The organism is Mucilaginibacter sp. P1_A3 (genome assembly GCF_056406855.1).
Genome location: NZ_JBFTZJ010000001.1, coordinates 530,129 through 555,406 on the forward strand (window position 1 = coordinate 530,129; position 25,278 = coordinate 555,406).

Below are 25,278 nucleotides of genomic sequence, written 5' to 3' on the forward strand. Positions count from 1 at the left end.
TTGCACTGGTTTCAAAAAATAATTCAAAAAGCCTTACTCCGATCTTAAACTATTTACCGGGTTGGCCAACGCGGCCTTTATAGCATGATAACTAATGGTTACCATAGCGGTAAACATTGCAATTACACCAGCCACAGTAAACACCCACCAAGGTATGGCAATACGATAAGCAAAATTCTGCAGCCAGCTGTGCATGGCCCACCAGGCCACCGGCGAGGCTATAACTATAGATAACAACACCAGTTTCAGGAAATCTTTTGATAACAACGCGCTTATGGTTGAAAGGCTGGCACCCAATATTTTACGGATCCCTATCTCTTTGGTGCGTTGTTCAATAGTAAATGCAGCCAAACCAAACAGCCCCATTGTAGCCAGTACAACAGTTATATAAGTAAACAAGCTAAAAATAGATGATAGTCTGTCTTCGGCTTTATATTGTTGGTTAAATGCATCATCCATAAAAGTATAATCAAACGGGGTATCCTGATCATACTTCTTGTAGATCCTCTGCATTTTTCCAAGCAGGGTTGGCAAATTAGTATGTGGTTTTATTTTGACAAAAAGTGTACATCCCCTTTTGTTCCAAAGCGTTGTAGTATCTGCAAGCGTAAATAATACCACCGGTTTTAATTCATCGGCCAGCGAGGTGAAGTTAAAATTTTTGATAACACCTACTACTTCCAGTTTCTCTCCTTTATTATCAACATAACTACCTACCGGGTTTGCCGGCAAATGAAGCTTTTCAATAGCCAACTCATTGATCACTATTTTGTTTTTGCCCGCTACATCCGTGCTGTTTAAAGGCGGATGTTTCCATTTTAAATCCAACAGCGAGGTAAACTTACTATCAACCATCATGGGTACCAAGCCTACGGTTTCGCCTTTTTGTTTTCCATCAACAAAAAACATATCATAACCTTTAAACATAGGGTGATTTGATGTAGCCACACTGCTTATGCCGGCCAGGTCGCCTATATCCTTTTTAAATGCGGCGTATGATTTGGATAAGTTTGTACCTGCCGGAATCATAAGCGTGTTATCGCGATTGATACCCGTATCGGCATGGCGAAAATAATACAGCTGCCTGTCGATAATTATACCGCAAATGATTAAGCCTACCGATATGGCAAATTGAAATGTGGTAAACATCTTGCGTACCGCGTTGCCACCGGTCTGCCTGCTCATTTTGCCTTTCAGTGTTATTACCGGTTTAAATGCTGATAACACTATTGATGGATAACTTCCTGCTATCAATATAGTAAGCACCAGTAAAGCAAATAACAAACCTAACACCATCGGATTATACAGAAAGGCATTATCTATCTTTAACTGCAACACATTTAAAAACCAAGGTTTACACAAATAGCACAAGCAATAACCTAACACAAAAGAAATACCCGCAAACAATGCGGATTCGACATAAAACTGCATGGCGATACTTTTACGGCTCGCACCGGATACCTTGCGAACACCAACCTCTTTCGCCCTTAACGTGGCCCTTGCTGTAGAGAGGCTCATGTAGTTAACCAATGCCAATAACAATATTAGCACGGCAACCAAAGGAAATATTTTAAGGTATTTAATGTTGGATGAATCGCCAAAGTTGTTCTGGAGATGCGTGTCGGCTATCGGAGTATATGAAAAACTGATGTCGTCATAGTTTTTATCCAACTTGGCTTTTGCCTGCATGTTACGCTTTAGGCTTGCCGTGTCGGCAACGTTTTTCAACAGCAAATACAGATCGAACGAACCTGGCCCTACTTCCTTAACCCCTGTGTAAAACGAAGCCTCCTTCATAGAGAGCAGGCTTAAGTTGGAGGCAATAAAATTATATTCGATAGATGAATTTGAAGGCGCGTTTTCGGCAACGCCGGTAATGTGATAAGTGTAGGTGCTATCTGTTTTAAGCACCAACGTTTGGCCAACGGGGTTTGCATCGCCAAAATACTTTTTAGCCATATCCAGCGATATCACCACAGAAAATGGATCTTTTAATGCAGATGACGAATCTCCGGACAGCAGCTTAAAAGAAAAGAACTTAAAGAAACCCTGATCGGCAAACAACAGCTTACTTTCCGAAAATTTATTTTGCGGCGATGCAGGGTTATGCACTATCACCGGCCTGAAATAGGCCATAGTACGCATATAATTCTCAACCACGGGATAGTTTTGCTTTACAATGGGCCCGGTTTCGTAACCCATATGCCCTACGTTAAGCATAGTGCCGCCAATTTTTACCGAAGCATGCAAACCAAATATACGTTTCCCGTTTTTGTGAAAATTATCATAACTCATTTCATGACTTACATACAGCATAATCATGATACAAACGGCAAGCCCAACAGCCAAACCCGTAATATTGATAAAGGAAAACCCTTTATTTCTGCTCAAACTCCTGAATGCTATTTTGATGTGGTTCTTTAACATATGTTAGTTCATTGGTTCACTGGTTCATTAGTTCATTGGTACTTGACGTGTTTGTAAACTGTAAACTGCCTTGTCGCATTAGCAAACAGCTTACTGCAAACCGCAAACTGCAAACTGCTTACTGCAACTACCTACTCTGCTTTCAAGCTTTTTACAGGATTGGCCATTGCGGCTTTAGTTGATTGTATGCTAACAGTAATAGCGGCTACCAATAATGCGGCAGCACCTGTTATCATAAATACCCACCATTGTATATCAATACGATAGGCGAAATCCTGCAGCCATTTACTGGAGATGTACCAGGCAATAGGCGAAGCAATGATGGCAGCAATGATCACTAATGCTAAAAAGTCTTTTGCTATCAACAAGATGATATTGGCAATACTTGCTCCCAATACTTTGCGGATGCCTATCTCTTTAGTACGTTGTACAACCGCGAAAGCGGTAATAGCAAATAAGCCCAGGCAAGCCAGCAAAATGGCTAATACAGAAAACGTAGTGAATACGCCTGCAGTACGCTGCTCGGTACGGTAAAGGGCATCAAAATCATCATCCAGAAAACGGTAGTCAAACGGGCGGTGACTAACACGATCTTTCCAAACTTTGCCAATTTGGGCGAGGATCGCAGATGTATTGTTACCATCTATTTTTACAAACATTTTGTGCAGCTGCTCATTATCAAGGAACAATATCAGTGGAGTTATCTGATCATGGAATGATTTAAAGTTGAAATCTTTGATTACGCCTTTTATTGTACCGGTTATGCCCTTTGATATGGTTTTGCCTATAGCTTGTTCCGGTGTCCAGCCCAGGGCTTTAACTGCCGATTCGTTCAGCATAAAAGTATAATGGTAATTTTTGTTTTTGTTGGTTGTGTCCAGCAATTGCAAATCGGCGTGCGTGTAATCGCTGCCAGATACCAGTTTAAGCTGCATGGTTTTAATAAAATCCTCATCAACCGGGATGGCATTAACCGAAATGCTTTTGCCGTCGTTGGTAGTTATACCATCTCCCCAACCTACATTAATGGGTTCATCATTGGCTGCTGCTACCTGCTGTACTCCTGGTATTGCAGCGATGGCTTTTTTAAGTGCATCCAGTTGCGGTAATATTTTGTCATCAACAGGCAGAACCACCATATTGCTTTTACTGTAGCCAATATTCTTATTGCGGATATAAGATAATTGCTGCAGTATCACTATGGTGGATATAATAAGAAAGATAGAGATCACAAACTGGAAAACGATTAGCGATTTACGCACATTTTGGCCAGACGTGAAAGAGAAACCCGATTTCAGGATCTTAACCAGCTTAGCACCTGATAACATCAGCGCCGGGTAAGTGCCGGCTGCAAAACCTACTGTAATACTTAAAACAGCAAGCCCAATCAATATCACGGGATCAACTAAGGTTGATACCCCGAGTTGCTTGCCAGAGATCTGGTTAAATAAAGGCAGTATCAACGCTGCCAAAATAATGGCGAAAACAGAAGCAATTGCCGCTGTAAAAACCGATTCTACAATAAACTGCCAGAATAATTCGCCATTGCCCGCCCCCATCACTTTACGCACACCTATTTCCGCACCACGACCAGCCGACTGGGCAATAGCCAGGTTAACGTAGTTTACACAGCCTATCATTAATATTAACAAGGCCACTGCCAATAAAACATAAATGTAAGTGATGCTGCCATTGGGCTCAAACTCATCTGCCAGCCTTGATTTTAAATGAACATCTGTTAGCGCTTGCAGGTTATAGGTTAAGTAGTGCCCGCCATCCATCTTAAGCTCTTTTTTGCTTACGGTATTGAGCATATAGGCACCGAGTTGCTTTTGTAAAGGCGGAAGCTGCGTTTTAGCGTCCAATAACAGATAGGTCATGTTACTGGCCGACCACCATTGCTCGGGCCCGTTCATGGCAATATACAGGCTAAACGGCAATACAAAATCAAACTGGATCTGGGAGTTGCTTGGCGCATTTTCGGCTATTGCTGATACAGTAAAACTTCGGGAACCAACCCGTAAAACTTTGCCCACAGCATCCTGGCTGCCAAAGTATTTTTTAGCCGAGTTTTGAGTAATGACAATTTTATCGGGAGCGCTCAAAGCCGAGGCAACATCGCCCTCAATAAGTTTAAAAGAAAAAACTTTAAAGAAATTAGCATCGGCATATAAAATGCTTTTTTCATCAAATACCTGGTTATTATAACCAATTACTTTGCCGGATTTAAAAGTACGCACGTAATCCTTTATTCCCGGCAGCATGCGCTTAAACTGCGGCCCGGCCTTGGTACCACTCACCGCAATGCGCTGCGGCCCATCGGCCATGTTGTATTCCATAGTGGCCCGTACTATTTTATCGGCATTAGCATGAAACTTGTCATAGCTTAACTCGTGCTTTATGTAGATGCCTATAAGCAGGCAGCAGGCAATACCAACCGTTAAACCAAGGATATTAACAAAAGCATACAGCTTGTTCTTTTTTAAATTACGCCACGCTAATTTGGTATTCATATTTTTTTTTAAATTCTAAATCCTAAATTTTGCAATTGTCTCACCCTCCCAATTTTAGCCCCCTCTCCTTTGGAGATAATTGGCTAAGACTTACTCACTCCTCAAACTTTTTACCGGGTTCATCAGCGCAGCTTTTAACGATTGGAAACTAATGGTAAACAGCGCGATAACAAAAGTTAAAACTGCAGCCAATACAAATATCCACCAGTGTAACTGGGTTTTATAGGCGAAACTTTGCAGCCATTTATCCATACAATAATAACCAATTGGCATGGCGATGACTGTTGCCAGCAATACCGGTTTCAGCAGATCTTTTGATATCAGTATCAGTATATTTTGTACCGATGAGCCAAGCACTTTACGTACACCAATCTCTTTGGTGCGTTTGGCAGCGGTGAATGAAGCCAGTCCAAATAAACCAAGGCAAGCAATGAAGATGGCCAGTCCCGAGAATATGCTCAGCATGGTTTGTTGCCTGATGTCGGTTTTATAGGTGATATCAAATTTTTGATCCAAAAAGCTGTACTCAAACGGGTAAACCGGAGCTACCTTTCTGTAAATATCTTTTACAGTTGCAAGAGCAGCAGGAATGTTGCCTGCTTTCAGCTTAATCACCACTACCCTTCTGTCGTCGCTTGGCGAGATCACCAGGGCATCCATATTTTCTTTCAGCGATAGGAAATTAAAATCCTCCACTACCCCAACTACAGTTCGTCTTTTATCATCTCTGCCTTTGTTTTTTATCCATTTACCAATAGCCTGTTCGGGAGTAAAACCAAGATCTTTAGCGGCAGTACGGTTGATGAGCACCGAATTGGTGGTATCCGTAGCAAACTGAGGCGAAAGATCCCTTCCTGCTACCATTTTTAAGCCAAGCGTTTTTACATACTCAAAATCGGCAAACTCCGTGCGAGACATAAATGTTGCCTGTTGGCCTTCAGCATCAAACCCATGAATGTCATAAAATCCACCCGGCTCTCCCGACATCAGGGATACCGATGATATAGCTCCTGAATTTTGTAATTCATCTTTAAACTGCCGGCGATGATCATAAATATCATTATTATCGATACTTACCACAATAGTTTGTTCCTTATCATAGCCCAAGGATTTACTTTTGATGTAATGCATCTGGTTTACAATTACGATAGTACCGATAATAAGCATTACCGATATACTGAATTGTAATACCACTAAGGATTGCCTGAAAATACTGCCGCCTTTGCCCAATTTAAGCTTACCTTTTAAAGCCTGAATTGGTGAAAAAGCCGACATAAATATGGCAGGATAGCTACCGGCCAAAAAACCGACAATTAATATTACCCCTAACAGGAACAGATAGATGGATGAGCTATTCCATGATACGGTAAGGTCATAACCTAATAGTTGGTTATATGCAGGCATCAGCATTAATAGTAAACCGATAGAAAGCGCGCAGGAGATTAGCGCCAACATGAGTGATTCGCCTATAAATTGCCAGATAAGGTGATTGCGTAGCGCGCCCAATACTTTGCGCATACCTACTTCTTTTGATCGTTCAACCGCGCGGATCGTCGCCAGGTTCATGAAATTGATACAGGCAATCAGCATAATAAGTGCCGCTATCGAAATAAAGATAAACACTACTGTTTTATCGCCGTGTTTCACATTGTCAAATGCGGATGCACTTTCAAAATAAACCTCATTTAGCGGTGTAAGCTTAAGATCGAACTTAGCGCCAAATTTCTGCATATCCTTGCCCATGTATTTATCCATGAACTGTGCAAAACGATTTTCAAGAGCCTTTTGGCTGCTATGTTCATTTAGCAATACATATACAAACAACCCATTATTGATCCATACATTAAAGTTTGGATTTTTGGTATAGTTAGCTATAGGCATCACCAGGTCAAAATCAAGGTGTGAGTTTGATGGCACATCTTTAGCTACCCCGGTAACTTTCAATTGCAGCTGCTTATCAAACTGTACAACTTTGCCCATGGCATTGTCCACAGATCCAAAATATTTTTTGGCCGTTTTTTCGGTTAACACAACACTATTAGGATTATTTAATGCAGTGGCAGCATCACCCTTAAGAAGCGGGAAAGTAAAAAGCTTAAAAAAGCCTGCATCTACCGCGTAAACTTTCTTTTCGTTAAATGCTTTATCACCAAATGAAACCAGGTTATTCTGAGGTGATACCCTAACGGCCATTTTTATATCCTGGGGATAATCATTAAGCAATGCCGGCGCATACGGACCTGACAGATACGGCACCCTTGGTTTCGCCGGATCAAATCCGCGCATCACCCGGTAAATATTTTTTCCCTGTTGATGAAACTTGTCTACACTAAACTCATTCATAATATACAGGAATATCATGAGGCATATGGTAATGCCCATGGTTAATCCCAATATGTGTATCAGCGAAAAAGCCTTTTGTTTATAAAGGTTTCGCCAGGCAATTTTGAAATAGTTACGTATCATAATTTTAAAACTCTAAATCCTAATATTTAAATTCTAAACTCTAATTTTTAAAATTCTAAACCCTAAAATGAAAAACGCCTAAACTCCAATTTCAAGTTTCGAACTCTTCACCAATGAACCAATGAACGAGTGAACCAATTAACCTATTCGCTCCTCAAATTTTTAACAGGATTGCTGAGCGCCGCTTTTATAGATTGAAAACTGATGGTAGCAAATGCGATAAATACGGCCAGGAACGATGATACCGCAATTACCCACCATTGAATATTTTGGCGATATGCGAAACCTTGCAGCCACCAGTGCATAATAAACCAGGCTATTGGGGTTGCAAAAACTATAGCAATTAGCACCAGTTTGATAAAATCTTTTGAAAGCATGGTAACGATGGTACTTACTTCGGCACCCAATACCTTGCGAATACTGATCTCTTTGCCACGCTGCTCTGCAGCATAGGCAGCCAAACCAAACAAACCAAGGCAGGCTATAATAATGGCCAGCGATGTAAATACAATAGATATGGTTCCCATACGCTGCTCTTCGCGATAGGTAGCGTCAAAATCCTCGTCCATAAACGAGTAGTTAAACTCCCTGTTTGGCGATATGGATTTCCATCTATCTTTAATAAGAGCCATTAGGGAGGCGATGTTGGCCGTATTTACTTTTAAGCTTAATGCCCCGGTATCCTCACCATACATTAATACTACCGGGGTGATGTTGGTTTTTAACGAATTGAAATTAAAATCCTTTATTACCCCAACAATATGAAAACCCTTAAATGTTTTGGCCATATTATCCTGCGGCAGGTACAGTGTTTTATTTATGGGATCAGGCACATCCATCAGTTTTGCGGCAGTTTCGTTAATGATCATGGCGGCGGTATCGGTGCCCATTTGTTTAGAGAAATTACGCCCTTTAGTAATTTTCAAACTCAGGGTATTAATGTAATCTTCGTCAACAACCCAGGTTTGTGTAAGTATACCCCGCTTTTGATCCAGGTTACGATCAGGAAACATACTGCTGCTGTTACGGTAATCCATGGTGGGTAAAAAACCGGTCATGGTAGCATCCATTACTCCGGGTAATCGCTTCACTTCATCTTTAAATATTTTCGATTGTTTACCAAGGTCATATGTGCCGTGTATAATCAATACCTGGTTACGATTGTAGCCGAGATCTTTATGCTGAATATATTTTAACTGGTTATAGATCACCAGTGTACCAATGATCAGGAAAATGGAGATTGAAAACTGGACTACGACCAGGAAACTTCTTAACCAGCTGCCTTTAAAACCAGTGGAAAGCTTACCTTTTAATACTTCAATAGGTTGAAAAGCCGACAGGAAAAACGCGGGATAGAAACCTGCCAAGAAACCTATAACCAATACAACTACCAGCATACCGGGTATTAGCCAGGTTAATGAACCCATGTTGAGTGCCAGGGTTTTATCTGCCATCTGGTTAAACATCGGCAAAAATAAATAAGCTGTGATAACGGCAAGCACGGCCGCGATAAAAGTAACCATTACAGATTCGGACAGGAATTGTGCTATAAGATATTTTCTTGGCGAGCCCAATACTTTACGTACCCCAACTTCGCGCGCCCTGTTTGATGAACGGGCGGTAGATAAATTCATGAAGTTTACGCAGGCTATCAGTAATATAAAAATGGCAACTGCGGTAAATATGTACACATATTGAATATTTCCGTTATGCGCAAGCTCTGAAACGCTGTTTGATTTAAGATGAATATCTTTTAAGGCAACCATATTGAGCTGGTATTTATTACCGGCCTTTTCAAAAGCATCAAAGGTAATATGCAATATGCTTTGCAATTGTGGCCCCGCATATTTACGCAGCAACTGAGGTAATTTAGCCTGAAATTTCTTTGGATCGGTACCTTGTTTAAGCAATACATACGTATTAAAATTATTGCTAAACCAGGCATCTTCCTTGCTTTCGGCAAGCGTAGTCATTGATAAAAAGAAATTGAAATTAAAGTGGGATTGCTTAGGGATATCTTTAATAACGCCGGTTACCTTGTATAATATACTATCGTTAAAAGTTAAGGTTTTGCCAACCGCTTGTAGTGGGTTATTAAAGTAGCGTTTGGCAGTAGTTTCGGTTATTACGGCAGTGTGGGGCTCAGTTAAAGCCTTTTGCGCATCGCCGGCAATCATGGGTAAGGTAAATACATCAAAAAGCGATGCATCGGCATACACCATCTGATTTTCTTTAATACTTTGATTTCCCTTTTTTACGTTGAACCCGCCCCTGTTAATCATCCTCACCGATTTTTCCACGTCAGGAAAATCAGCCACCAATGCCGCTGCAAGTGGTGCAGGCGAACTGGCGTACGACTGATCGTTACCGCCAAATTTGATATCATTATTTAAACGATAAATCCTATCGGCCTTTAAATTGAACCTGTCATAACTCAACTCATCAGCCACATAAAAAACAATAAGCAAACAGGTTGCCAGTCCAAGCGCCAGGCCCAGAACATTAATAGCCGTAAAGCCTAAGTTTTTCTTAAGCGTACGGAAGGCGGTTTTAATGTAATTTTTTATCATCTCATTTAGTTTATTGGTTCATTCGTTCACTGGTTCATTGGTAAATGCGGGCATAGCGGCCGGCTGCTTTAAGTTCAGTCAAACTCGTTAGCACCGTCTGATCTAATCAGACAAGACCAATGAACTAATGAACCAGTGAACGTTTCTATTCGCTCCTCAGGCTCTTTACCGGGTTGCCCAACGCTGCTTTTATAGATTGAAAGCTAATAGTTACAAAAGCAATCAATATGGCTGTAATACCGGCTACGGCTAATATCCACCATTGTATATCCATGCGGTAAGCAAAACCCTGCAACCACCAATGCATACTTATATAAGCCAATGGTGAGGCCAATACGATAGCTATAAATACCAGCTTTATAAAGTCTTTTGACAACATGCTAACGATTGTGGTTACACTTGCACCCAAAACTTTTCTGATGCCGATTTCCTTGTTCCGTTGCTCGGCGGCATAAGCTGCCAGGCCGAATAAACCAAGACAGGCAATTAGTATAGCCAGGGTGCTAAAAGAAATAAAGATCTCGCCTACACGTTGCTCTGAGCGGTAGGTAGCGTCAAAATCCTGATCCATAAATGAATAGGAAAATTGCTGATTTGGCGAAAGTTTCTTCCACCTGGTTTCTATCTGCGATATCAATGCTGCAATGCCCGATGCTTTTACACGTATGCTTATAGCCCCCCGGTCTTCGGCATAAGCTAAAACTACCGGGGTTATTTTTTCATGCAATGATTTAAAGTGGAAATCTTTCATAATACCCACTATATGGTATGGCTGGATGCCGTAACTAGCTCGATACACGGTTTTATCCAATGGGTGCTTCTCTCCATAAGCTTTTACAAACGCCTCGTTTACGATAATAGCAGCAGTATCGGTAGCCATTTGTTTAGAGAAATTGCGACCGTCGGTCATCTTGATATCCATTGTTTTGATGTAATCCTCATCCACCGGCCAAAACTCCGTAAGCACATCTTTTTTAATATCGATAGTACGATCGGGAAATAAACCTGTTACGTTTCGATCCTCTCCCGTTGGCATGTAAGATGACATGGTAGCGTTTACTACACCGGGTAACTGTTTCAACTCCTGTTTTAATATGGCGGCTTGCTTACCTAATACACCTGTATTCTTGATCACCAACACCTGGCTCCTATCAAACCCCAGGGCTTTATTGTGAATATATTTTAACTGGTTATAAATTACCAGCGTACCGATGATCAGGAAAATAGAGATAGAGAACTGGAAAACCACCAGGAAGCTCCGGAGGAAACCGCCCTTAAAACCACTGGCTATTTTACCTTTCAGCACATTAATTGGTTTAAATGCCGAAAGAAAAAATGCAGGATATGAGCCGGCCAAAAAGCCAATCACCAAAACAACTACTATCAATGATGGTACCAGCCAAACCATTGATTGCTGTGTAAAGGCTAATTGTTTGCCGGCCATTTCATTAAACAATGGCATTAGTAAAACCGCGATGAATAATGCTATTAAGGTTGATAGCAGCGTTACTAAAATTGATTCAGTTAAAAACTGGTATACCAGGTATTTACGCGCCGATCCTAATACCTTACGTACCCCAACCTCCTTAGCCCGGTTTGATGAACGGGCAGTTGATAGGTTCATGAAGTTTACGCAGGCCATCAGCAATATAAATATGGCAACTACCGAGAATATATACACGTACTGAATATTGCCGCCTTGCTGTAATTCATATTGGCTATTGGTTGATCGGCGTAAATGAATATCGAGCAAAGGCGTTAACAACACCTTTAAATAATTGCCACCTGTTACCCAGGCAGATGGATTGAAAGAGTTTTTAATATCCAGTTTGGTAATCTGGCTTTCCAGTTGTTTTACATCGGTCCCTGGCTTAAGCAGCACATAATTATGAATACCGCTGAAACCCCAGCCGTGCACATTGCTTTCGGGCAGTGACGAAAAAGATAAAAAGAAATCATATTTAAAATGCGACTGGGCAGGCACATCTTTTATTACCCCAGTAATTTTATAGATACTGGTATCGTTAATAGTTAACGTTTGCCCAACAACATTTACTTTATTGAAATATTTTTTGGCCGCGCTTTGGGTTATTACAGCAGTATGTGGGTCTGTTAGCGCATTTGTAGGACTGCCATCAATCATGGGCAAGGTAAATACATCAAAAATATTCGATTCGGAATATACAATGCTCCTCTCCTGGATATTCTCTGTTCCTTTTTTGATATAGAATTTTTGCGGCGACCAAAACAGTGATGTGGTGGGTATCAACCTCGCTATCTTTTCAATCTGCGGAAAATTGTTTTTTAAAGCATCCATCAAAGGAGCTGCAGTGCCCGCCGATGAACCTTCGCGACCATTTAATCTAACATTCTCTGTTACACGATAAATCCTGTCTGCCTTGGTATTGTATTTGTCGTAGCTCAATTCATCCACTACATAAAACACAATAAGTAAGCACGTTGCAAGGCCTATGGATAGTCCCAGTACATTTATAGCCGTAAAGCCTTTGTTTTTCCAAAGGCTACGGTAAGCGGTTTTGATGTAATTTTTTATCATCGTATTGGTTCATTAGTTCAATGGTTCATTAGTTCATTGGTACAATGTTCGTTAATAGTCAAGTGGCGACCGGCATTATAAACCGTCATGCACTAATGAACTAATGAACCATTGAACCAATGAACGTTCTTATTCGCTTTTAAGGCTCTTCGCCGGGTTTGCCGTTGCTGCTTTTACAGATTGTACGCTTACAGTTACAAAGGCTATGGTAATGGCTATGATACCGGCTGTGGCAAATACCCACCATTGAATATCAATGCGGTAGGCAAAGCTTTGCAGCCATTTACTCATGCCGTACCAGGCCAGTGGGGATGCAATTACTGTGGCTACGAGCACAAGCTTCATCAGGTCTTGTGATAACAGCGTTACAATATTGGTTATACTGGCGCCCAAAACTTTACGAATACCTATCTCCTTAACCCTTTGCTCGGCAGTAAAAGTTACCAGCCCGAAAAGCCCAAGGCAAGCTATACTGATGGCCAGTACGGTAAATATGAACAGGATATTACCCTGTTTTTGTTCGGTTTGGTATTGCCTGGCAAAGTTTTGATCCAAAAAGTGAAACTCCACTTTATTTTCGATATCAAAACGGCCATACACTTTACTAATGTAATCTAACGTAGCCGGGATATTGTTTTTTCCAATGCGCACATACATATTGTCCTGGTCATTTGCTTTAGCCGGCATTTCCATTACCATAGGCGATACTTTATGCTGAAGCGAGTAAGTATTAAAATCCTTTACAACGCCAATAATGGTTTGTGATATTACGTTTCCTTTTTCATCCACGCCGGTACGCACTATTTTACCTACCGCATCTTTCCAGCCCATTTCATTTACCAGCGTTTGGTTAACAATGATGGATTCTTTTTGATCGGTAACCATCGACTTTGAAAAATTGCGACCCTTAGCCATTTTTATTTGTAACGTGGGGATAAAATCTTCGTCGACAATCAGGTTTTCTACAATCTTCGATTCAGCATTTATTTTACCATCGGCCCCAAGGTTAAAATCACCGCCGCCGATATCATTATTGCCTATCGGGTTACCTGCAATACCCACGTTTTCTACGGCTGGATTTTGCAAAAGCTGGCTTTTTATAGCAGCAATTTTAGTACGGGCAGATTTATCATGAATATGAAAAGTAAGTACCTGAGCCTTGTTAAAGCCAAGGTCTTTATTCATTACAAAATGCAATTGCTGGTAAATGATACATGAGCCTGCTATCATTACAATAGTGATAACAAATTGAAATACCACCAACGATTTCCTGAATAATACAGTAGATGCCTGGCTGCCTGTTTGCCCTTTCATGGCAGAAATAGTACGGAAACCCGACAGGTACAAAGCCGGGTACAAACCGCTCAGCATACCTGTTACAAATGAGAATACGGCAAAAGCAGTGATGGTTTTTGTGAGCCCGAATTGCGTTAATAGTAATGTTTTGCCCGATAGCTGGTTGAAATATGGCAATACAAATTGGATGAGCACCCCCGCCGAAAGTGTGGCTATGGCGGTTAGCGAAATAGATTCAGCAAAAAACATCAGCATTAACTGGTTTTTGCTGGAGCCGATCACCTTGCGCACCCCTATCTCTTTTACCCTTACCGACGAACGCGCGGTAGTTAAGTTTACATAATTGATAACCGCTATGGCAAGAATGAGCAAAGCCACAATACCAAATACATATACATAAACAATGTTTCCGTTGCTGCCAATCTCGTAATCAAGGTTTGATTTGAGGTGGATAGCAGTAAGCGGCTGCAGCTCGATCCGGTACTTCATTGGGCCAAGGGCGGCTTTAAGGTATTTATTCTGGAAAGCATCTGAACCTGATTCTATCTTTTTAAAATCATCATGATCCTTCAGTAAAAGGTACGTATAGATGCCAGAATTCCCCCATTTATCTGTATAACCCGATGGAAATGAGCGTAAGGCAGCAAATGTAAAGTGCGAATTTGCGGGTATATCGTCGATAACGCCGGTGACAGTGTTAGGTTGTTCATTAATCATTACCGTTTTATTCACCGCATTATCTGCATCGCCAAAAAGCCTAATTGCAAGTGTTTTGGTTAAAACAACAGATTGAGGCTTGGCTAAAGCAGATGCAGGTTCGCCGGATAAAAAGTGATAGGTGAAAACGTTGAAGATGGCATTATCCGTAAAAAGGATACCTCCCTCGTTTAACTGCTTCTCGCCGTATGTTATCTTGCCACCACCCTCTGCATCAACACGCGCAAATTCTTCTACTTCGGGGTAATCATTTTTCAACGTGGGCCCGTAAGGTGCCGATGTAACCGCGAGGTTAAACTTACCGCCATTCCATTCGCCATGCTGGGCAACACGGAAAATCCGGTCGGCTTTTGTATTGTAACGATCATAGCTCCATTCATCAGCTACGTAAAGACTTATTAGCCAAAAAGCAGCCACCCCAATGGCTAAACCACTCACATTGATGATCGAGAAAACTTTATGCTTGATAAGGTTTCGCCAGGCTACTTTAATATAATTCTTTAACATAAGGCTAATGTTTGATGGTTATACCGTTAAGATACTAAAACCCGTACCAATTACATAAAAACCTAATTATCAATTAATTAAAAATAAACTAAAAATAACAAACCGTACGATAGCGGACGGTCATTGTGCATAGGCGAACAGGAGAAAACAGAATCAAGAGTTAAGAATCAAGAATTAAGATAAAAAGCAATACGGTCAATATCAAAAAGAAAGGTTGATATCTATGTAAACTAGTTTTTTGATTCGATCCTAATTCTTAACTCTCGTTTACCCTGGGAAACAGAATCAAGAGTTAAGAATCAAGAATAAGACAAAACGCAATACGGTCCATATCAAAAAGAAAGATGGATATCTATCTATGTAAACTAATTGGGGTTCGGTCTTAACTCTTGATTCTTAATTCTTGACTCTGAATCATTCGTTTTTCAAATTATTAACCGGGTTGCTTAATGCTGCTTTAATAGCCTGCCAGCTTACCGTTGCAAGGCATACAGCTACGCTTACGGCTATGGTAGCAACAAATACCCACGCGCTGATAGTAGTGCGATAAGTGTAATGAGATAACCATTTATCCATATAGTAATAGCTGATAGCCGAGCCGATAACAAACGATATGATTACCAGTTGCAAAAACTCCTTTGACAGATTGAACCATAAGCTGCTTACCGTGGCCCCTAATACTTTGCGGATACTGATTTCCTTTTTACGCTGTTCGGCGGCGAAGGAAGCTAAGCCAAACAAACCAAGACATGATATGATAATGGCCAGCGCTGTAAAAGCGCTTGATAGCGTTCCGAGTAATTTTTCAGTCTGAAATTTGCCGCTGAAATTTTCGTCTACAAATTTGTACTCAAAAGGATATTCGGGGTTATATTTTTTGTAGATGGATTCTATAGTCGCCAGGCTTTTTGATACCGATGTTTTTGGATTTAACCGCACGCCTATGCTGCCTGTCCAGTTTTTATCAAAGCCGATGATTACCGGCTTTACGGGTTCATATGGCGAACCCCATACAAAGTTTTTTACAACCCCAACAACAGTACATTTTTTGTCCTGCCACTTCACTATCTGGCCTATAGGGTCTTTTAGTCTCATCATTTTTACCGCGGCTTCATTCAGCATAACAGATGCACTATCAGCAACATGATCTATTGAAAAATCGCGCCCCGCCAAAAGCTGCAAACCATACGTAGGGATAAAATGATAGCTGGTAACCAACTGATCAATAGGAATTTTATCTTCACCCGCCAGCTGGCCGGGCCAGGTAACACCCCAGGTACTGCTGTTGGTATTGGCAATAGTACTTGATGTAATCGCTGCATCGGTAATAGCCCCTGCGTTAATGGCATCCCTCCTGAAGTTTTCAAACTCCTTTTGGATACTGCCCTCGATAGAAAATTCCAGTAATCCATTTTGCGAATAGCCAACCGGTCGGTTTTTTATATAGTTGATCTGTTTATAAATCAGGATACTTGAAAGTATCAGGCATGTAGCAAACACAAACTGTACCACTACCAGCACCTGCCTGGAGTAAAATGTTGTTTTGCCGGCTTTGTTAAAGCCTTTTAAAACCTTTATAGGTTTAAATGACGACAGGAACAAGGCCGGGTAACTGCCGGCAAGAATCCCTGTAAGCAATGTTACGCCAATTGCAGCCACCCATGTTAAAGGGTTACTGAATGGTATGATGAGTTGCTTACCAATTACCTCTTGAAAACGATCCATCAAACACCACATTAACAGTGCGGCAAAAACAAAAGCGATGAAAGACGTCAATATTGATTCGCCCATGAATTGTTGGATAATGGCAAACCTGCGGGCGCCTACTACCTTGCGAATCCCCACCTCGCGCGATCGTTTTTCAGAACGGGCGGTTGAAAGGTTCATAAAGTTGATACAGGCTATCAACAGTATCCCGATTGCCAGGAACAGGAACAACCGTACATATTCGATACTGCCACCACCTGTAACCTTACCATTTTTAAATTCACTGTACAGGTGCATCCTGTTAAAAGGATATAAAAATAGCTCATTCTCTTTATTAAAAGGATCATTATGGGCTATCAGTTTTTTAATTTTAGGGTTAAACTTAGCCACATCAACACCTGGTTTTAACATGACAAAGGTTTTGAACGAATAATTACCCCAACCCGAAGTTTTAACCCAGGGCATGGTTGATTCAAACAGTTTCCATGACATTAAAGCTTTAAACTTAAAACTGGAATTTTGGGGCAGGTCTTTAAAAACACCACTCACTTTTACCAGGTTGCTGCCATTCAATTTTACCGTTTGCCCTATAGGGTCCTGGCTGCCAAACATCGCTTTAACAGCCGACTCTGACATAATCACCGAGCTCAGCTCTTTAAAAGCATCGGTTTTATTGCCTTTAACAAAATCAAGCTTAAAAATATCCAGGAACGAAGGATCGGCAGCCATCAATGAAAATTTGAGCGGCTTGTTATTATAACTGAAAAGCTGGTCATAAGCCCAGTTTGTTCGGGCGGTGTATGCTATATCAGGATATTCTTTTTGCAATACGCCGGCCACCTGCACAGGCGTGGCATCGCCGGTGAGGATCTCACCGTTTGACGGCTGATTACGCATCACTTTATAGATGCTGTCGCCATTCTGATAAAATTTATCAAAGGTAAACTCATTGTAAACATATAACAGCAGCATAAAACTAACCGCCATACCGGCCCCAAGGCCACCAATGTTAATAGCAGAATACAGCTTGTTTTTTATCAAACTCCGCCAGGCAATTTTTAAGTAATTCTTAAACATATCTTTAGTTCATTGATTTAACCTGTCATTTAGCCTTCGGCTTTTTGCCCCTACCTCCTCTATTCACTCCTCAAACTTTTTACCGGATTGGCTACAGCCGCTTTTATAGCCTGGAAGCTTACCGTTGTAAGCGCTATTACGAGGGCTATTATCCCTGCCAGTGCAAACTCCCACCAAGTAATATTGGTTCGGTAGGCAAAGTCACGCAGCCATTTATCCATGCCATACCATGCAAGCGGAAAAGCTATTACTGCCGATATACCTACCAGTATCATAAACTCCTGCGATAGCATATTTACAATCCCTCCTACCGATGCGCCCAACACTTTGCGGATGCCAATTTCGCGTGTACGCTGTATAATGCTGTATGATGCAAGGCCCAATAACCCCAAACAGGAAATAAATATGGCCAATATTGCAAAATATAGAAACAGGCTGCCAAACGTATTATCAGACGCGTAAAGTTTATTAAAGGTTGCATCCACAAAAACATAATTGAAAGGCCGCTCGGGCGCCAGTACTTTCCATTTATCCTCGATGGCTTTAATGGTAGCTGTTACGTCTTTTACGCCTATTTTTACTGTAAAAACATTTAGTCCACGCTTGCCAATGCGCATATTTAATGGTTTTACAGTCGTCTGTAATCCCTGGAAATGAAAATCCTTTACTACACCAATAATTTTACCCTTGCGCCCCCACTGCTCGTAATTATGACCAACAGCATCGCCGGATTAGTAAAACCCAGCATTTTTGAAGCGGCTTCATTAATAATGATAGCCTTAGTGGTATCAGTACCAAAAGCCTCAGAAAATACCCGCCCAGCCAATACCTTCATCCCAAACTGATGAATAAAGCTGTAATCCACATCGTACATATTCATATTCATCTCCTGCATGGCGCCAGATTTGTTTTCTATTTTTGAATAGGCGACGCCATTACCAAAACCCGGGATACTACCCGATGCGGTGACCGATGATACATTAGGAATTTTTGCCAATTCATTTTTTATGACCTGGTAACGGCTTTGGATAGCACTATCACCCGCAAAATCAATGGTAAGCATCTGATCTTTTTTAAAGCCAAGGTCCTGGTTACGCATATAGCTCAACTGGTTATAAACTACCAGCGTACCAATTATGAGTACAATGGATATAGTGAACTGCGTAATCACCAAACCTTTACGCAAAATAATCCCTTTGCTGGTAGTACTAAACCTGCCCTTTAAAATAGTGATGGGTTTAAAGCCCGACAACACTAGTGCAGGATAAAGCCCCGCAGTAAGCCCAATTACACAGGATATAATAAAAAGCTGCAACAGGTATCCATGTCTGAATATGCTCTCGCTTACTTCTTTGCCGGCTAACTGGTTAAACAAGGGTAACAACAGGAAACTGAACAGCGCCGAGAACAGGAAAGATATTAAACAAATAATAACCGATTCACTTAAAAACTGGATGGTCAGCTGCTTTCTTATGGCCCCTATAACCTTGCGGATGCCTACTTCTTTAGCCCTTTCGGTGGCACGTGCTGTAGTAAGGTTAATGAAATTGATGCAGGCAATAAGTAATATAAATACGGCGATAACTGAAAATATATAAACATTGCTCAAACTGCCGCTTTCTGAACCGCCCCCTCTTTTTGAAACCATGTAAACATCTCTTAATGGTTCTAAAAAATAGGAGTAATCCATCCCTTGCCTGCGATCAGCATCACTGATGTGTTTTTTGGCAAAGGCAGGTAAACGCGATTGCAGCTTAGCCGGATCATATCCCTTTTTAAGAAGCAGGTAGGTAAAGTTGTTGTAGTTACCCCATTGGTTTAAGTAACCCTTATACAATTTTTCGAGGGTAGATACAGATACCAGCATATCAAACTTAATGTGCGAGTTATGCGGCACATCCTCCATAACACCGGTAACCGAAGCCGGATATTTACCATCCAGCAATAATGATTTACCAATAGCATCAACACTGCCAAAGTATTTTTTAGCTAATGTTTTTGTCATTACCACACTGTAAGGAGCCTCCAGTGCTTTAGCCACGTCGCCTTTGATCAGTTTAAATGAAAACACTTTAAATAGTGAGGGCTCCGCAAACTGTACATTATTTTCCTGGAATTTGGCATCGCGGTACTGCACCAGGTAACCACCGCCAAACAAGCGGGTAAACTCCTCTACCTCGGGATAATCTGCCTTTATAGCAGGGCCAACAGGTGCAGTTGTTGATGGCCAATGCAATGTTTCAGTAGGCGATTTGATATCCGAAGCTACACGGTATACATTATCATAGTTTTCATTAAAATGATCATAGCTAAGCTCAAACTTTACATACATGAAAATAAGGAAACCGGCAGTCATCCCCACAGCAAGCCCTATAATGTTGATCATCGAAAACTCTTTGTGACGCCAAAGATTCCGGAAAGCTATTTTGATGTAATTTCGTATCATAACGTTACTTAATTAGTAGAAAGTTCACTTATTCCCGATGTATTCTTTCACTGGTCAAATTATTTATTGGCACTCTTAGTTTTCCCTTTCGCTTACCTATTCATTTTTCAAACTATCTACAGGATTAGCAATTGCTGCTTTGACAGATTGAAAACTCACGGTTATTACCGCAATTAATAATGCCGCTACGCCCGCTACAACCAACATCCACCATTGGATACTGATGCGGTAGGCAAAATCCTGCAGCCATTTATTCATTAAATACCAGGCCATTGGCGAGGCAATTAAAATAGAGATACCTACCAGTTTCACAAAATCTACCGAAAGCATACCGGCTATTGCTGTAACGCTTGCGCCTAAAACTTTGCGGATACCAATCTCTTTGGTGCGTTGTTCTGCGGCGTAGGCAGCCAACCCAAACAGACCTAAGCAGGCAATTACAATAGCGAGTGTAGTGAAGATGATAAATAACTGACCAGTACGCTGTTCTGTACGATAGGATGCATCAAAATCCTGATCCATAAAGGAATAGTTAACCTGTACGTTTGGATTCAGCTCTTTCCATACCGAAGTTATCTGGGCTAACAATGATGTAAGGTTATTGGTATTTACACGGATGCTAAGGCCGCCGTTATCCTCGGCAAGGGTTAATATTACCGGGGTAACGTTTTCGTGAAGCGAGTTAAAATTAAAATCTTTTACTACACCCAATATCCGGTATTGTTTCATGTGCGCCATATCGTGCTGGCTTCCCATTGATCGGTAAATGATGCTATTCACTGGATCTTTAAAGCCCAGGAATTTGGCAGCTGCTTGGTTAATAACCACCCCGGCCGAATCGGTAGGCATATCTTTTGAAAAATTACGACCGGCGGCCATTTTCATATCAAGTGTAGGCACGTAATCCTCGTCGACCTGCCAGCTTTGCGGAAACATGGATGTTTTTTCGTTTAACGTAGCATCTCTATAGTAAATAGATGTGCTTTTAAAACCTGATGTTGGCAAAAAGCCAGTCATTGTTGCATTAATTACGCCGGGGATTTCTTTTACTTTTTGCTTAAATAATTTAGCCTGGTTATTGAGCTCGAAAACGTTTTTAATCACGAGCACCTGGTTGCGGTTGTAACCCAGGTTTTTGGTTTGGATATAATTAAGCTGGTTATAAATAACCAACGTGCCAATGATGAGTAATATCGAGATCGAAAACTGGAAAACAACAAAAAAGCTGCGGAGCCGGCCACCTTTAAAACCGGTTGCTATTTTACCTTTCAATACATCCACAGGCTGAAACGCGGACAGGTAAAATGCAGGGTACGAACCTGAAAGTATGCCGACAAATAAAGCTACAAACAATAACGACGGTACTATCCAACTTAACGAAGCCGCATTGATAGCAAGCGCCTTTCCCGATAACTGGTTAAACAGGGGCAATAAAAACAAGGCTACAACAAAGGCCAGCACCGTTGCAATAACAGTTACCAAAACCGACTCGGTTAAAAACTGGGCAATTAAATGCTTACGTGCCGAGCCTAAAACTTTGCGTACCCCTACTTCGCGCGCACGGTTTGACGAACGGGCGGTTGATAGGTTCATAAAGTTTACACATGCAATGAGCAAGATAAATACGGCTATCAGCAAAAATATGTAGATATATTGCTTTGTACCGTTTGAACCCAACTCGCCGGAAATGCTTGATTTGAGGTGAATATCTGTAAGCGGAATTAAATTCAGCCTGAAAAAACTGCCCCGTTTTTCAAACTCGGCGATGCTCATTTTCAATTCAGATTTCATTTGCGGGCCGCTGAATTTCTCTAACAATGCCGGGAAACTGGCCTCCAGTTGCTTGGCATACGATTTATCCTTTAACAACACATAGGTATTATAATCACTGCGCAGCCACTCGGTTGAGCGGCTATCAGGAAAGGATGACATCGATATAAAAAAATCGAAATTAAAGTGCGATTGCTGCGGAACATCTTTAATTACCCCCGTTACTTTACAAAGCGTATTATCATTAAACAGCAGGGTTTTGCCAACAACATTAGTGCTGTTGAAATATTTTTTTGATGTGGTTTCGGTAATTACCACGCTGTTTGGCTCAACAAGCGCCGTAGCCGGATTACCATTGATCATAGGCAGGGTAAACACATCAAATAAAGACGGATCAGCAAAGGCTATCCTGTTTTCGGAGATATTTAATATGCCCTTTTTAACATGTGATGTGCCAGCATTTTTAAGACGTGTAGCATTTTCTACATAAGGGTATTCTGCAGTAAGTGTTTTAGCCAGGGGAGCCATACAAACGGCGTATTTTACGCTGTTATCCCCCAGTTTCAGGTCTTCATTCACCCTGTAAATCCGGCCGGCCTTATCATTATACCTGTCGTAGCTTAATTCATCGGCTACATACAAAACAATAAGCAGGCAGGTAGCAAGGCCCAATGCAAGGCCTAAAATGTTTATAGTTGTAAAACCTTTGTTTTTACGAAGGCTACGGATAGCTGTTTTTATGTAATTCCTGATCATGACGAACTTCTTTTAACCTCCCAAAAGGAAGGAATTTGATTTTAATATTTTATCTATTCCTATTCGCTCCTTAAACTTTCAACAGGATTTGCAAGTGCGGCTTTAACCGCCTGAAAACTTACCGTAGCAAATGCTATCACTAGTGCAATTACTCCTGCCAATGCAAAAACCCACCAGCCGATAGCTATGCGGTATGCAAAATCCTGCAGCCATTTATTCATAGCAAACCATGCCAGCGGGAACGCTATTAGCGATGATATGATCACCAACTGTACAAACTCAATAGACAACATATTTACGATGCCGGTTACAGAAGCGCCAAATACTTTTCGAATACCAATTTCGCGGGTTCGCTGAATGGTGCTGTATGATGCCAAACCAAATAATCCCATACATGAAATACATATGGCAAGCACCGCAAAATACATAAACAGGTTGCCGAAATTAACCTGCGCTGCGTATTGCTTGTTAAATGTATCATCAACAAAGGCGTAGTTAAATGGCCGCTCAGGCACCAGGACTTTCCATCTCGTTTGGATAGCAGCTATAGTTGCAGGAATATCTTTGGACTCTATTTTAAGGGTAAGCATACGATTAAACTCCGGATCCATACTAATGCTTAAAGGCTTTACCGCTTCCTGTAACGATTCAAAATGAAAGTCCTTTAACACACCTATAATTTTACGTGTTCGCCCCCACTGCGAAAATCTACGACCTAAAGCTTTAGCTGGAGTGTCGTAGCCGAGCTTTTTGGCCGTCGTTTCATTAATTACTATAGCCTGAGTGATATCGGTACTAAAGTCTTTTGAAAATATACGCCCCGCAGCAAGCTTCATTTCAAACTGCGGAATAAAATCATAATCCACATAGTATGCGTCAATAAGTATCTGCTGCATAACGCCTGCATTATTTTCTATTTCTGAGTCGCTATTTCCATTGCCAAAACCCGGTAAACTTCTGGATGCAGTGGCAGATATTACATTAGGGATTTTTTTTAGTTCGTTTTTTATTAATTCCACGCGGTGTTGCACAGTCGTATCGGCATAAAAATCAATAGCAAGCATCTGGTTTTTTTGAAAACCAAGCGGCTGGCTACGCATATAATTTAACTGGTAGTAAACTACTATGGTACCTATAATAAGCACTATTGATATCGTAAACTGAGCGACCACCAGTCCTTTACGCAGTAAAATACCCTTACTTGATTTACTGAATGTCCCCTTTAGTGTAGTTATAGGTTTAAAACCTGAAAGCACCAATGCCGGGTACAAACCCGCAATAATACCAATACCACAAGCTGTCATAAAAAGCTGAAACAGGTAGCCATGCAAAAAAATACTGGCGCTGATCACTTTACCTGATAACTGGTTGAACAGTGGCAACACCGAATAGCTAAACAGAACAGAAAGTAAAAAAGCGATTAAACTTATAATAACCGACTCACTTAAAAACTGGATAATCAATTGCGCCCTTGCTGCACCGATTACCTTGCGGATACCAACCTCTTTTGCCCTCTCTGTAGCCCTTGCTGTTGTTAAATTGATAAAGTTGATACATGCAATAAGCAAGATAAACACCGCGATAATTGAAAAGATGCGGATGTTATGCAGGTTGCCGAACTCAGGCCCTCCCCATTTATTGTTCATATAAATATCTTTCAAAGGAACAATATGAAACCCATATCCTACACCTCCATTTTTATCTGCCTGAGTATAATGCCTGCTAGCAAAAACAGGTAGTTGACTTTCTAATTTATGATAATTGTAGCCTTTGGGTAAAACAATATAAGTTAGAGCACCGACCCTGGTCCAGTTACTTAAAATGTCGGGATTAATCAATTCGAACGTGGCATAAGAAATCGCCATATCGAATTTAAAGTGCGAATTTTGCGGTACATCTTTTATTACCGCAGTAACTGCCGCTAGATATTTGTCATTCAGCAATAGCGATTTACCAATGGGACTCTTATTGCCGAAATATTTCTTAGCCATTGATTCTGTCATCACGACTTTAAAAGGTGCTTTAAAATCTTGTTTAACATCCCCTTTTATCTTAGGCAAGGTAAAGACGTTAAACAAAGATGGATCAGCAAAAATCACGTTATCCTCCTGAAACTTTAATTCCCCAAACTGTACTAAAAATCTTGCGCTGGAGATTCGCGCGTTAGATTTCACTTCGGGAAATTCACGCTGCAAAGCCGGACCCAATTGGATAAATGAATTTGAGATGGGAAACGTAGTACTGGGCAATTTTATATCAGTACCTATACGATAGATCTGATCAAATTTTTCGTTAAAGCTATCATAACTCAACTCGAACTTTATATTTATATAGATCAGGAAACAGGCTGTCATACCTATTGCCAGCCCGATAATATTTATTATCGAGAACCCTTTGTGTCTCCAAAGACTTCTGCACGCTATTTTAATGTAGTTCTTTATCATGATGAATATATCTTAACTTCCCAGT

General features: G+C 41.0%; 11 protein-coding genes. All 11 read right to left on the bottom strand.

Annotation, left to right across the window (positions count from 1 at the left end; all coding sequences use genetic code 11):
* Positions 1 to 33 precede the first annotated feature (33 nt).
* On the bottom strand, positions 34 to 2,427 hold the full coding sequence (locus AC1D0K_RS02165) for an ABC transporter permease (RefSeq protein WP_477397985.1): 2,394 nt from the start codon (positions 2,425 to 2,427) through the stop codon (positions 34 to 36).
* A gap of 131 nt (positions 2,428 to 2,558) precedes the next feature.
* On the bottom strand, positions 2,559 to 4,940 hold the full coding sequence (locus tag AC1D0K_RS02170; protein ID WP_477397987.1) for an ABC transporter permease: 2,382 nt from the start codon (positions 4,938 to 4,940) through the stop codon (positions 2,559 to 2,561).
* 90 nt (positions 4,941 to 5,030) lie between these two features.
* On the bottom strand, positions 5,031 to 7,406 hold the full coding sequence (locus tag AC1D0K_RS02175) for an ABC transporter permease (RefSeq protein WP_477462987.1): 2,376 nt from the start codon (positions 7,404 to 7,406) through the stop codon (positions 5,031 to 5,033).
* A gap of 143 nt (positions 7,407 to 7,549) precedes the next feature.
* A complete protein-coding gene (locus AC1D0K_RS02180) occupies positions 7,550 to 9,976 on the bottom strand; it encodes an ABC transporter permease (protein WP_477399891.1) in 2,427 nt (808 codons plus the stop codon).
* A 145-nt stretch (positions 9,977 to 10,121) separates the two neighbouring features.
* Positions 10,122 to 12,533, bottom strand: coding sequence for an ABC transporter permease (locus AC1D0K_RS02185; protein ID WP_477442920.1), 2,412 nt, complete (start codon positions 12,531 to 12,533; stop codon positions 10,122 to 10,124).
* 129 nt (positions 12,534 to 12,662) lie between these two features.
* Entirely contained in the window at positions 12,663 to 15,053 is a 2,391-nt protein-coding gene (locus tag AC1D0K_RS02190) for an ABC transporter permease (RefSeq protein WP_477397676.1), read from the bottom strand.
* 414 nt (positions 15,054 to 15,467) lie between these two features.
* The gene (locus AC1D0K_RS02195) at positions 15,468 to 17,837 is read right to left on the bottom strand and encodes an ABC transporter permease (RefSeq protein WP_477397674.1); all 2,370 of its coding nucleotides are present in this window, start codon (positions 17,835 to 17,837) and stop codon (positions 15,468 to 15,470) included.
* Positions 17,838 to 17,896: 59 nt separating this feature from the next.
* A complete protein-coding gene (locus tag AC1D0K_RS02200) occupies positions 17,897 to 18,454 on the bottom strand; it encodes an ABC transporter permease (protein WP_477397672.1) in 558 nt (185 codons plus the stop codon).
* A gap of 50 nt (positions 18,455 to 18,504) precedes the next feature.
* Entirely contained in the window at positions 18,505 to 20,283 is a 1,779-nt protein-coding gene (locus AC1D0K_RS02205) for an ABC transporter permease (RefSeq protein WP_477397670.1), read from the bottom strand.
* 96 nt (positions 20,284 to 20,379) lie between these two features.
* Positions 20,380 to 22,809, bottom strand: coding sequence for an ABC transporter permease (locus tag AC1D0K_RS02210; protein WP_477397668.1), 2,430 nt, complete (start codon positions 22,807 to 22,809; stop codon positions 20,380 to 20,382).
* A gap of 59 nt (positions 22,810 to 22,868) precedes the next feature.
* Positions 22,869 to 25,253 (bottom strand): ABC transporter permease, encoded by a 2,385-nt coding sequence (locus tag AC1D0K_RS02215; protein ID WP_477397666.1) that lies wholly within the window; start codon positions 25,251 to 25,253, stop codon positions 22,869 to 22,871.
* Positions 25,254 to 25,278 lie beyond the last annotated feature (25 nt).

Excerpts from the sequence above, each read along its gene's own strand:
- AC1D0K_RS02175 (WP_477462987.1), bottom strand. The coding sequence starts at position 7,406 with ATGATACGTAACTATTTCAAAATTGCCTGGCGAAACCTTTATAAACAA.
- AC1D0K_RS02210 (WP_477397668.1), bottom strand. The coding sequence starts at position 22,809 with ATGATCAGGAATTACATAAAAACAGCTATCCGTAGCCTTCGTAAAAAC.
- AC1D0K_RS02190 (WP_477397676.1), bottom strand. The coding sequence starts at position 15,053 with ATGTTAAAGAATTATATTAAAGTAGCCTGGCGAAACCTTATCAAGCAT.
- AC1D0K_RS02170 (WP_477397987.1), bottom strand. The coding sequence starts at position 4,940 with ATGAATACCAAATTAGCGTGGCGTAATTTAAAAAAGAACAAGCTGTAT.
- AC1D0K_RS02195 (WP_477397674.1), bottom strand. The coding sequence starts at position 17,837 with ATGTTTAAGAATTACTTAAAAATTGCCTGGCGGAGTTTGATAAAAAAC.
- AC1D0K_RS02180 (WP_477399891.1), bottom strand. The coding sequence starts at position 9,976 with ATGATAAAAAATTACATTAAAACCGCCTTCCGTACGCTTAAGAAAAAC.
- AC1D0K_RS02165 (WP_477397985.1), bottom strand. The coding sequence starts at position 2,427 with ATGTTAAAGAACCACATCAAAATAGCATTCAGGAGTTTGAGCAGAAAT.
- AC1D0K_RS02200 (WP_477397672.1), bottom strand. The coding sequence starts at position 18,454 with ATGCGCATTGGCAAGCGTGGACTAAATGTTTTTACAGTAAAAATAGGC.
- AC1D0K_RS02205 (WP_477397670.1), bottom strand. The coding sequence starts at position 20,283 with ATGATACGAAATTACATCAAAATAGCTTTCCGGAATCTTTGGCGTCAC.
- AC1D0K_RS02185 (WP_477442920.1), bottom strand. The coding sequence starts at position 12,533 with ATGATAAAAAATTACATCAAAACCGCTTACCGTAGCCTTTGGAAAAAC.
- AC1D0K_RS02215 (WP_477397666.1), bottom strand. The coding sequence starts at position 25,253 with ATGATAAAGAACTACATTAAAATAGCGTGCAGAAGTCTTTGGAGACAC.